This window comes from Psychrobacter sp. JCM 18903, assembly GCF_000586475.1.
Taxonomy (GTDB): domain Bacteria; phylum Pseudomonadota; class Gammaproteobacteria; order Pseudomonadales; family Moraxellaceae; genus Psychrobacter.
In genome coordinates this window covers 61,306-71,897 of the sequence record NZ_BAWJ01000017.1, presented here as the reverse complement: position 1 = coordinate 71,897, position 10,592 = coordinate 61,306, and the positions used below count along the sequence as shown (strand labels likewise).

The window sequence follows — 10,592 nt, the reverse complement described above, 5'->3', positions numbered from 1 at the left end:
TCCAAATTCGAAAGCCGCAATCATTATTAATGATTGCGGCTTTTTTGTTGCATTTTTATTTTATATCGTTATAATAATGCACAAATGGAGACGTGGCAGAGTGGTTGAATGCACCGGTCTTGAAAACCGACAAGGGTTTGTAGCCCTTCGAGAGTTCGAATCTCTCCGTCTCCTCCAAATTCAAAAAAAGCCCTAATCAGTGATGATTGGGGCTTTTTTATGCTGGATATTTATCCTATTATTTTATAAATATTCTGTAGCGTTTTTTTATTTCATTAACGACTCATCAAACTTAATTTCCTGCCCATTCTCCAATATCAATGTGCCTTTACTGATCATGATGGTCAAGTCTTTGGTGTTTTTAATGGCACGCATAACATTGATGTCTTCAATACTGCTCTCGATGATGATCTTACCAGACTGCTCTGGTTTAATAGGTGGGTCAAACTGTGTTAGTGGTACGTTAAAGCTTTTGCCCTGCGCCAAGTTCGCATCTTGCATGGTCAGTGTGCCCTTAAAGCTTTGAATGGCGACCTTGCCGTGATTAGAGAGCATAAACTGAAGTTTTACTTGATTTAAGCTGTCACTATCGCTGGTTTTGACTGGTAGTAGAGCGACAGGGTAGTTCTGCGCATTGGCACTATAAGCTGGTTGGCTGCTGACGATGGGGCTTTTTTTACCTGTTGGATTGTTTGGATGTAGTCGTTCGTATTCACGCTGTTGCACAAGGGCTTGCTTGATAGTGGTACGCGGCATCGCCCCCGACTCATAGGCACCGCTGAGTTTCATTCGCAACATGTAGCGGCTGAGTAATTGCTGCTCAGATTCAGGTAACTGCTCAAAAGTGGTGCCGAGTTTTTTCTGCCACTGATCTGAGTTGGTCGGTATGGTTTTTTTGGTTGGATCCGCGGTTGGCTGTGAGCAACCAGAAACGATTGGTAGTATCGCTAAGGCAATCGTCAATAACAAAGCTTTATTCAAGCGTTGATGTAACTCGCCATCGTACACCTCCTTAAAAATCTTTATGGATAATAAAGAATGACAACAAAATAATGAGCGTTTTCTTAATATACCTCGTTTGATGAAAGGTTGTGTTTAATTATCGCTAAATGCTGTATCGCAAGCAAAATAGGCATATTTTTGTTACGCCCACAAAAAAGACTGAGTGCTGTTAAGCAAACTCAGTCTTTTTTTATTAACAGCAGTAACACCTAACGACTGTTTGAATGGTTAGTCATGAGTCTGGTCATTTTCTTGCAGCTCAGATAATGAGTGAGTAATATTATTATTGTGGGTCACCACAATAGCCTCATCAATAATATGCTGGCTGACCCCGCGTTTACGCAGGCTTTCGATGAACACCTCGTCATGGGCTAGGGTGTAGTCTTGATGATCGCGGTCAAGTCCTTGGCGAATATATAAACGAATAAGCCTTGGATGCGTTTAAACCCCAACTCTTTTGAAGTGGCTTCTAATAGCGAAATCATCTCTTCAGACAAACGAATACTGATCGGGCGCATGATTTTTTGCGGATGATCAGAAAACTTATTTTTCACACGTACAGGTATCATAATAAACCATTATTTTTAGTGAGTAGGAGTAAAGCACTCAGACAAAAACTAACCCAATCAAAACTATCCTTACCATACAACAAAAACGCCTAAAAGAACACCGTAGCCATGCCAATCGTACTAGGGCGTGTCCTCAATTCAATCGATTAACCTCTAAATGGGCTAAAAATGGCTAAATTTTGCAAACATCGTCAAATAGCTTATTAATCTCTCGATATTATTTGCGTTACTGTCCTTGTTTGACGGCAATTTATCTCATTTTTATCACCATTTTTAAAATGAGGACACGCCCTAAGATTGCGACTATCTTCTTAATTGAAAACGGCAACCATAAAAAACCTTCATCAAATAATGATGAAGGTTTTTAGTATATGGCTCTCCAACCTGGGCTCGAACCAGGGACACACGGATTAACAGTCCGTTGCTCTACCAACTGAGCTATTGGAGAATAAGTTGGTATAACGATAAGTTAGATAAGCGCTATTGCTTGTCTTGTTTGCGTTATGTGGGGCACATTTTAGCCAAGTTGTTATAGGCTGTCAACCTTATTATGCCATTAATTATAAATATTGTTGTTAACTGTTAAAAATAACCAGTAATCCCTTATAAAGCGGGCTGTTTTGGCAAATTTTGACCGCTAAAATATTATTTGTTGACTAGGGCGTGTCTTCAATTCAATCGATAAATCTCTAAATGGGCTAAAAATGGCTAAAAATGGCTAAAAGTGGTCAAAACCCTTATTTATGTAGGTTGGATATAAAATCTAGCGGCAATTTGATTAGACAAGTCGCCTATCTTTTTGAATAGTAAAACAATCTGTACCTCCCTCGAAACAAAAAAATCAGAAACAGCCCTTCACATTGCTAGAATATTTCTATAGAATACCGACCGTATGGTTTCTTTAATGTATATACATTATTAATATGTGATCAATCTGAGACAGGTAACCTAATTATGAGTCCCATCACTATTGCCTACGGTTATCTAGCCATCGCCATCATTTGCGAAGTGGTTGGCACGACCTTTTTAGTCAAGTCAGAGCAGTTTACGCGTTTGGTGCCGACCCTGATTATGGGTGTGCTTTATGCCATCTCATTTTACTTATTGACACAAACCATCAAAACCATACCGCTTGGTATTGCTTATGCACTGTGGGGCGGATTGGGAATTGTGCTGACATCGCTCGTAGGCTTGATGTTTTTTAAGCAAAGTCTTGATACAGCAGCTGTGGTTGGTATCGCTATGATTGTGGGCGGTGTCGTGGTGATGAACTTATTCTCTAATTCTGTGGTGCACTGATATGGAAATGGAAAACGCTTACAAACGTAAAAAACAGCCCGAAGTTGTCCGTCGTGCGCTACTCGATCAGGCAGCGCGAATCACGTTAGAGCAGGGCTTATCAAAAGTGACCTTTCAGGCGGTCGCGGATGCCGTCGGGGTAACCAAGGGTGGCGTGATGCATCATTTCACCACTAAAAATGCACTCATCCTTGAAGTGTTTCATGATGCGATGGCTAGATTTGAGGCAGAAGTCAATCAAGCATGGCAGAAGACCCTGTGCGTTATGGCTCCTTTACTCGTGCCTATATCAATGCCACGATTAGCTTAGGCGAAAAGGGGCAGGAAGAGCTCGATAGTCAAGCAACCTTATATGCATTGATGCTAGGCGATAGCGAGTTACGTGAGTTGTGGGCCAAGTGGGCAAATGCACAATTAAAGAAACATCAAGCAACCGACAATACCGAAATATTATGTATGGTGCGTCTGGTGGCTGATGGTATTTGGCTTTCTGATTTTTCAGGCATTAGTATCTCAGATAAAACCTCTATTCATAAGCGTTTGATAAAAATGACGCAACCTGATAATGAATAAAACACTGTTCTTAAATGATTGATCAAATAAGCTTTTTTATTAAAAAAGCATTGAAAGACAGGCTTGTAGCAATAGGCTATATAAATTTATTTTAAACATTTAACCCATGACGACATCATTTAGCATTAGCTTGTTTATAAGGCTTTTGCCAGTCGTTAATAGGAGCATCGCATGACAGATTCAAAAACAGACCCAAACAACTTAACAGACATCATTGATTTAAAAAAAATACAAACTGCTTATATTAATGGTCGTTACTTAGCAATCGACGAATCGCTTGCTACTTTTGAAGACATCAATCCAGCCACGGGTGAAGTGTTAACTACCGTTCAGCAAACGACCAGTGAACAGATTAATGAAGCGGTAAAAGCGGCACAAAAAGGTCAAAAAGTTTGGGCGGCGATGACCGCGGTTGAACGCAGTCGTATATTGTTAAAGGCGGTTGCATTATTACGCGAGCGCAATGATGTACTCGCATTGCTTGAAACCAAAGACACGGGTAAAGCGCTCTCTGAAACCAAATATGTCGATATCGTGACTGGTGCTGATGTCGTTGAGTATTATGCAGGCTTGCGCCGATGATTGAAGGTCGTCAGATTCCATTGCGTGATACTAGCTTTGTCTATACTCGCCGCGAGCCACTTGGCGTCGTCGCAGGTATCGGTGCGTGGAACTATCCTATTCAAATCGCGATGTGGAAAGCAGCACCAGCGTTAGCCGCTGGGAATGCGATGATTTTTAAACCTTCTGAAGTCACGCCTCTAACGGCACTAAAACTGGCAGAAATATTGACAGAAGCAGGTCTGCCAGATGGCGTATTCAACGTCGTGCAAGGGGATTATAAAGTCGGCGAAGCATTAACCCAGCATCCTGATATCGCTAAAGTCTCATTTACTGGTGGCGTACCAACGGGTAAAAAAGTGATGGCGAGTGCGGCATCATCGTCGCTCAAAGACGTAACCTTGGAGCTTGGTGGTAAGTCGCCATTGATTATATTTGATGATGCGGACATCGATACCGCTGCTGACATCGCGATGATGGCGAACTTCTATAGCACGGGTCAAGTTTGTACCAATGGCACGCGGTTTTCATTCCAAAAGCCTTACAAGCCAAATTTGAAGAAGCCATATTATTGCGTGTCGAGCGTATTAAATTGGGCGATCCGATGGATGAGAGTATTAATATGGTCCATTGGTCAGCTTCCCACATATGGACAGAGTGCTTAGCTATATCGAGCAAGGTAAAGCGAGTGGTGCTCGGCTGCTAACAGGCGGTGACCGTGTGACAACAGGCAAATTGGCAAATGGCGCATTCGTTGCACCGACTGTGTTTACGGATTGCAGCGACGATATGACCATCGTGCGTGAAGAAATCTTTGGCCCAGTCATGTCGATATTGACTTATGAGACTGAAGAAGAAGTGATTCGCCGCGCCAATGATACCGATTACGGCTTGGCAGCAGGAGTAGTAACCACTGACTTGACCCGCGCGCATCGCGTGATTGCACAGATTGAAGCGGGTATTTGCTGGTTAAATACGTGGGGCGAGTCGGCTGCACAAATGCCAGTGGGTGGTTATAAGCACTCAGGTATTGGCCGCGAAAACGGCATTGAAGCCCTTGAGCATTATACGCAGACCAAATCTATCCAAGTAGAGCTTGGTAAGTTTGAATCAGTCTTTTAATCACTTGTATTGTGAGAGCTTTAAAACGGTAAGGTTTGCGTGTTAGGACTCATTTGTTCTTTTGGCACCGCCTTACTGATATGAAATGATGGATTTTTTAATATTATGGAGCGTTTTATGACATCAACCACACCTGAGTATGACTACATCATCGTCGGCGCAGGCTCAGCAGGCAATGTGCTGGCCACACGTTTGACTGAAGATGCCAACATTAAGGTGTTGCTGTTAGAAGCGGGTCGTCCAGACCATCGCTTAGACTTTCGTACGCAGATGCCAGCAGCGCTCGCCATGCCGTTGCAAGGAACGACCTATAACTGGGGCTATAAGACCGAGCCTGAACCTTATATGAATAATCGCGTCATGGATTGTGGTCGCGGTAAAGGGTTAGGTGGCTCGTCTCTGATTAATGGGATGTGTTATATCCGTGGTAATGCCTTGGATTTTGACGATTGGTCTCAAATCAAAGGTTTAGAAGATTGGAGCTATTTGGACTGCTTGCCGTATTTCAAAAAGTTAGAAAATCGCGATGCTGGTGAAAATGACTATCATCGTCGTGGTCCCGTCGAGCATGACCACTTCAAAGCCAGGAGTCAATCCGCTGTTCCAAGCGATGATCGAAGCAGGCGTGCAAGCAGGCTATCCAAGCACGGATGATTTAAACGGCTATCAACAAGAAGGCTTTGCCGATGGATCGTTTTGTCACGCCTAATGGTCGCCGCGCTTCGACTGCTCGTGGCTATCTTGACCGTGCTAAGCCGCGCAATAATATCACGATTTTAACGGGTGCATTGACTGACGTGATTTTGTTCGATGGCAAGCGCGCTGTTGGCGTTAAAGTCGCCCATCAAGGTCAAACCAAGAATTTCTACGCGTCTCGTGAAGTGATTGTCTCCTCTGGTGCGATTGCCTCGCCGCAATTATTGCAGCGCTCTGGTATTGGTCCTGGTCAATGGCTTAAAGATTTGGGTGTCAATGAGATTTTAGATTTACCGGGTGTTGGTAATAATCTACAAGACCATTTAGAGCTGTATATGCAGTACGAATGTAAGCTGCCAGTGTCGATTGCGCCTGCCAATAAATGGTGGAATAAGCCAGCCATTGGTGCCGAATGGTTGTTCAATGGCACAGGACTGGGTGCCTCAAATCAGTTTGAAGGGGGCGGCTTCATTCGTACCGATGAGAAGTTTACCCATCCTAATATTCAGTACATTTCTTGCCATTAGCAGTGCGCTACGATGGTCGTAGTGCTGTGAAGTCGCACAGTTTCCAAGCGCATGTGGCTCATTGCGCTCGCCAAGTCGTGGTCGCGTCAAGCTGACCTCAAAAGACCCAAGCGCGCATCCGAGCATCTTGTTTAACTATATGTCTCACGACCAAGACTGGCACGAGTTCCGTGCGGCAATGCGCATCACCCGTGAAATTATGCATCAGCCAGCGCTCGACCTTATCGTGGTCGCTCGATTGCGCCAACCGATGACTTGGTGACTGATGCTCAGCTTGACGAATATGTCCGTAATCATAGTGAAACGGCTTATCATCGTCGTGTACCTGTGCGATGGGTGAAGGTAATGATTCAGTGGTCAATTGTGAAGGGCTCGTACACGGCATCGATGGCTTGCGCGTCGTTGATGCGTCGATTATGCCAAATATCATCAGTGGTAATCTAAACGCCACCACCATTATGCTTGCCGAAAAAATCGTCGATAAGATGCGCGGCAAGCAGCTACCACGCTCGACCGTAGATTATTACGTTGCCAATGGTGCACCGCTTAGAGTCGAGCCGATGCGCGCTTACCGCTCTACTGTCTAAAGAGCTATATGAGCTATTAGGCAATGAAATATATAAGCAATTTCAATAAGAAGACCTTTCCACGCAAAGGTCTTTTTCATCAGAACTAATGTATTAAGTATTTTTAATACTGTTGTGGCTGCCTTTGATTGTCATTTAATTTTTTATTTACATCGCAATTTTCATTTATTGGTACTGCTTTGTGCGTCATACAGTCATCAAGTTATGACGGACAAATCAATATCAGACCCTGTTTAATTTACCTATTGAGGTCTTTTATGTACAGCTCGCCATCAAAAGATGCGACGAAACCCCTGACTCTAAACAAGACGGTTTTTTTAGGTTCAGCTATTATTTCTATTTTATTAATTATCTGGACGATTGCGTTTCCAGATTATAGTGAGACATTATTAAGCTCAAGCATGGCATGGGTATCAGAGAGTTTTGGCTGGTATTACATGCTGGTGGTTGCCGCTTATAGTATATTTGCACTATTTGTTGGTTTTTCTAAATACGGCGACATCAAGCTTGGGCAAGACCACGAAAAAGCCCAGTTTCCTTTCCTAGCATGGGCGGCGATGCTGTTCTCCGCGGGTATCGGCATTGATTTATTGTTTTTTGGTGCCTCTGAGCCATTGATGCATTATTTGACGCCGCATACGGGGCTGGAGCCTGCCAGTGCAGAAGCTATGCGTGAAGCACTTGCGCAAACTTTTTTACATTGGGGGCTACATGGTTGGGGTATTTATGCACTAATCGGTATGGCATTGGCGTACTTTGCGTATCGTAAAAACATGCCATTGGCGCTGCGTTCACCACTGACGCCTATCTTTGGCGAGCGCTTGATCAAAGGCTGGCTTGGCGATGGTATTGATACTTTTGGTGTTGTTTGTACCTTGATGGGTATTGCGACCAGCTTAGGCATCGGCGTATTGCAAGCCAATGCTGGATTGACCCATGTTTTCGGTATTGAATCTAGCAAAACAGTACAGACGCTTATTATTGTAGGTGTCGTTGCTGCTGCGGCTATTTCGGCGATGACAGGTGTGGAAAAGGGCGTACGCCGTTTATCTGAATTTAATATGCTATCGTCGATATTGCTATTAATCGCCATATTGGTGATGGGTAATACAGTGTATTTGCTGAATACCTTTACCCAAAATATTGGTCAATATTTCCAAACCATTCTCTTTAAAACTTTTGATGTATATGCCTATGACGGTACTGCTGGTGCTGATTGGAAATCAGGCTGGACAATATTTTTCTGGGCATGGTGGGTCGCTTGGGCACCGTTTGTTGGTCTATTTATCGCGCGTATTAGCCGTGGTCGTACCTTACGTGAGTTTGTCTTTGGCGTGATGTTTATTCCGCTTGGTTTCATTTTTGCTTGGTTCTCTATCTTTGGTAATTCAGCGATAGACTTGGTTGCTAATGGGGCAACTGAGCTTGGTGAAATCGCGGTTAATGATGCTGCCATGGGTATGTTTGCCTTGTTTGAGTATTTTCCTTACAGTGACGTTTTATCATTCGCTGGTGTGGTCATTGGTTTAGTGTTTTTTGTGACCTCAGCGGATTCAGGCGCGTTAGTATTAGCGAACTTGAGCTCACGCGGCATGACCAATGACACTGATGCTCCTGTTTGGTTGCGCTTGTTTTGGGCAGCAGCAACGGGTCTTATCACTTTAGGACTATTATTTGCTGGTGGCTTTGCGTCATTGCAGTCAGTATCTGTAATTGCTGGTTTGCCATTCTCGCTCATTCTTGTACTCTATATGGTGTCGATGTGGAGATCATTAAAAGAAGAAGGTAATAAACGTAAGGCCAGTACGATTGGTACGGCTAATGTGCTGGATAGTGGTAAGAGCTGGAAAGCACGCTTGCAACGTATCGTCAGTTTCCCTAGACATGCACAAGTTGAACGCTTTTTACAAAATGTGGTTAGACCTGCCATGACGGAAGTTGAAAAAGAGTTTGCGGCAGGCGGTCTAAAAACCTCTTTGGACATCCGTAACCCTGAACATATCGGACAAGATATAGATGAAGGACTGGATGAGAGTAGCGGTCAAATAGATGGTCTAAAATTGCGAGTTGGACATGGCGATGAAGACGACTTTATTTATGAAGTGAATTTGATCAAAGCTGAGCGTCCTAACTTTACATTGAGCACCTCAACTAAGAATGCAGAGTACTATTACCGTGCGGAAGTGTTCTTAAGTGAAGGCTCACAAGAGTATGACTTGGTTGGTTACTCCAAAGAGCAAGTGTTGGTCGATATCTTAAATCAGTACGAGCGCCATTTGCAGTATCTACATTTAGAGCGTTAATTGATTTATCAACACGTCCTGAATATTGAAGTAAAAACACTTAAGTAAAAACATCGTAACAAACAACCCCATAAGTTGAATGCAGCTTATGGGGTTGTTTTATGAAAAATAAAATCAGTAGATATAGGGTAAAATATATAAAGATACGTTTCGGATTATCAGTTTCGAAATATTAGCAAAGGATAAGTTTGTGACCACATTAAAGTACATCGCTCATTATTCTGAGCAAGTTCAAACCCAAGCGGCATTGCTGATTAGCGATGGTACATTGGGCGCATATCTAGAAAAAAAGTATCCCACTCAGCACCAAATAAAAAGTGATAAGGCGCTTTATCAGTATATCAATGAGATAAAAAACCAATATATGCGCAAAGTGGGACAGTTATCGAATGTCAGCTATAGCAGTAAATTAACGGTCCTCAAACATGCGCTAGGTATTCATACCACCCAGTCTCGCATACAGGGCAGTAAGCTAAAATCCCACAACAGCATCACCGTGGCCAGCTTATTTCAAGAAGCGCCGCCTGAGTTTTTGCGCATGATTGTCGTGCATGAGTTAGCGCATTTTAAAGAGCATGAGCATAATAAAGCGTTTTATCAATTATGCTGTCATATGGAGCCTGAGTATCATCAGTTTGAGCTTGATACGCGGTTGTGGTTGCACTGGCGCGAATTGAGGTGATCGCAGTGCTGTATCCTTTTCTTCTCAAAATGAGGACACGCCACAGATTATATTTCTTATCATAACTTTCTTATCATAAATAATATTATACCTTTTGTTAATATATTTTAGTGTATAATTTAATAACGATGATTTTAATGATTGTTGATAAATGGAGAAGATGATGAAACGGATAGTTGCTACTGCACTTGCTATAAGCGCCGCCTCACTGATGGTTGGCTGTACAGCGACCAATGCCATGTCACAAAAGAGTGACGTCATTCCAGAGAATAAAAAACCGACGGCATCGGTGTTGATAAATGTGACATCAGAGCATGCTCAAGTGCAGCTCATGTCGATGGTGCTAACTATGCAATCCGCGCAGCAAGGTGCCAATACTCGAGTATTGCTCTGCGGTCCAGCCGGTGATATGGCACTCCGTGACGCACCCAAAAGTGTGACCACAGCACAACCACCTAAAAATATGAGCCCACAGGGTTTGATGCAAATGGTTATGAAAAATACCAACACCAAGGTTGAGGTTTGTGCACTTTATCTACCGGGTAAGGGTATTGACCAATCGGCTCTGATTGAAGGCGTGAGTGCTGCTGATCCTGCTGATATCGGGGCGCTAATGGTCGATCAAACCACCAAGATAATGAGCTTTTAAGCAGATAAAAAATGATTAGTAG

At 43.2% G+C, this 10,592-nt stretch carries 7 protein-coding genes, 2 tRNA genes and 3 pseudogenes; 9 read left to right on the top strand and 3 right to left on the bottom strand.

What is annotated here, in order from left to right; all coding sequences use genetic code 11:
* Positions 1-86 precede the first annotated feature (86 nt).
* Positions 87-177, top strand: a tRNA-Ser gene (locus tag TT12_RS11935).
* 90 nt (positions 178-267) lie between these two features.
* Here the strand turns inward: TT12_RS11935 and TT12_RS11930 are convergent.
* The 3 genes and pseudogenes from TT12_RS11930 to TT12_RS11920 all read right to left on the bottom strand — a co-directional run bounded on the left by TT12_RS11930 (position 268) and on the right by TT12_RS11920 (position 2,019).
* A complete protein-coding gene (locus TT12_RS11930; protein WP_045455143.1) occupies positions 268-1,008 on the bottom strand; it encodes a hypothetical protein in 741 nt (246 codons plus the stop codon).
* 222 nt (positions 1,009-1,230) lie between these two features.
* A pseudogene (locus TT12_RS11925) lies at positions 1,231-1,571 on the bottom strand (CopG family transcriptional regulator).
* A 372-nt stretch (positions 1,572-1,943) separates the two neighbouring features.
* Positions 1,944-2,019 (bottom strand) — tRNA-Asn (locus TT12_RS11920).
* A gap of 506 nt (positions 2,020-2,525) precedes the next feature.
* On the opposite strand from TT12_RS11920, the gene TT12_RS11915 reads away from it, so the two are divergent.
* From TT12_RS11915 to TT12_RS11885, 8 genes and pseudogenes are all read left to right on the top strand, one after another.
* Positions 2,526-2,870 (top strand): DMT family transporter, encoded by a 345-nt coding sequence (locus tag TT12_RS11915; RefSeq protein ID WP_045455139.1) that lies wholly within the window; start codon positions 2,526-2,528, stop codon positions 2,868-2,870.
* Between the two features lies 1 nt (position 2,871).
* Complete coding sequence (locus tag TT12_RS17650) at positions 2,872-3,180, top strand: TetR/AcrR family transcriptional regulator (protein WP_243443660.1); 309 nt, start codon at positions 2,872-2,874, stop codon at positions 3,178-3,180.
* Positions 3,114-3,443 (top strand): hypothetical protein, encoded by a 330-nt coding sequence (locus TT12_RS17645; protein ID WP_243443659.1) that lies wholly within the window; start codon positions 3,114-3,116, stop codon positions 3,441-3,443. Before TT12_RS17650 ends, TT12_RS17645 begins: the two co-directional genes overlap by 67 nt.
* A gap of 171 nt (positions 3,444-3,614) precedes the next feature.
* Positions 3,615-5,126: pseudogene (gene betB / locus TT12_RS11905) on the top strand (betaine-aldehyde dehydrogenase).
* Positions 5,127-5,243: 117 nt separating this feature from the next.
* Positions 5,244-6,936 (top strand): annotated as a pseudogene (betA, locus tag TT12_RS11900) (choline dehydrogenase).
* A 257-nt stretch (positions 6,937-7,193) separates the two neighbouring features.
* Complete coding sequence (gene betT, locus TT12_RS11895; RefSeq protein WP_045455135.1) at positions 7,194-9,239, top strand: choline BCCT transporter BetT; 2,046 nt, start codon at positions 7,194-7,196, stop codon at positions 9,237-9,239.
* A gap of 190 nt (positions 9,240-9,429) precedes the next feature.
* Positions 9,430-9,921: a M48 metallopeptidase family protein gene (locus TT12_RS11890; protein WP_045455132.1), complete on the top strand. Its 492-nt coding sequence runs from the start codon at positions 9,430-9,432 to the stop codon at positions 9,919-9,921.
* Between the two features lie 160 nt (positions 9,922-10,081).
* The gene (locus tag TT12_RS11885; RefSeq protein WP_207804066.1) at positions 10,082-10,570 is read left to right on the top strand and encodes a DsrE family protein; all 489 of its coding nucleotides are present in this window, start codon (positions 10,082-10,084) and stop codon (positions 10,568-10,570) included.
* Positions 10,571-10,592: the final 22 nt, after the last annotated feature.

Excerpts from the sequence above, each read along its gene's own strand:
- TT12_RS11885 (WP_207804066.1), top strand. The coding sequence starts at position 10,082 with ATGATGAAACGGATAGTTGCTACTGCACTTGCTATAAGCGCCGCCTCA.
- betT (WP_045455135.1), top strand. The coding sequence starts at position 7,194 with ATGTACAGCTCGCCATCAAAAGATGCGACGAAACCCCTGACTCTAAAC.
- TT12_RS11915 (WP_045455139.1), top strand. The coding sequence starts at position 2,526 with ATGAGTCCCATCACTATTGCCTACGGTTATCTAGCCATCGCCATCATT.
- TT12_RS17645 (WP_243443659.1), top strand. The coding sequence starts at position 3,114 with ATGGCAGAAGACCCTGTGCGTTATGGCTCCTTTACTCGTGCCTATATC.
- TT12_RS17650 (WP_243443660.1), top strand. The coding sequence starts at position 2,872 with ATGGAAATGGAAAACGCTTACAAACGTAAAAAACAGCCCGAAGTTGTC.